The sequence below is a fragment of the Brevibacterium sp. VCM10 genome (assembly GCF_000583215.1).
Lineage (GTDB): Bacteria > Actinomycetota > Actinomycetes > Actinomycetales > Brevibacteriaceae > Brevibacterium > Brevibacterium linens.
The window spans coordinates 1-606 of the sequence record NZ_JAJB01000112.1; the positions used below are offsets into that span (position 1 = coordinate 1).

Here is a 606-nt window from a genome sequence, read left to right on the forward strand (position 1 = left end):
CCGTCGGGTAGTAATTCAGCGGGCGTTGAGGAGTCGGCCTGCGGGGGCCTCGAAGTCGACCGGGGCACCGCGCAGCACGGTTCGCGTCACCCGACCGCGGACGGCGCGGGTGTCGTACGCGCTGATCTGGTTGCGGTGCCAGAGTTCCGTGGCCCGCACCGTCCACTCGTCGTCGGGGGCGAAGACGGCGAAGTCCGCGTCATTGCCCTCGGCGATCGCCCCCTTGCCGTCAACCCGGGCCACGGCCGCCGGCGCCGCGGACATCCAGCGGACCACCTCGGCGAGCTCGATTCCGCGCTTCGCGGCTTCGGTCCACACGAGCGAGAGTCCCAGCTGCAGCGACGAGATCCCGCCCCACGCCGCACCGAAATCGCCTGTGTCGAGCAGTTTGAGTTCGGCCGTCGAGGGCGAGTGGTCGGAGACGATGCAGTCGATCGTGCCGTCGATGAGCCCCTGCCACAGCGCCTCCCGGTTCGATTCCTCACGGATCGGCGGGCAGCATTTGTGCGTCGTCGCCCCGTCCGGGATCTCCTCGGCGGTGAAGACGAGGTAGTGCGGGCAGGTCTCGACGGTGAGCTTGATGCCCTCGGCCTTGGCCGCGGCGAT

1 protein-coding gene is annotated in these 606 nt (G+C 69.6%); it reads right to left on the reverse strand.

Annotated features, from left to right (window positions below; translation table 11 throughout):
* Positions 1 to 15: 15 nt before the first annotated feature.
* Positions 16 to 606 (reverse strand): amidohydrolase family protein (locus AD89_RS0117530; RefSeq protein WP_025780955.1); only part of this gene is annotated, 591 nt, incomplete at its 5' end.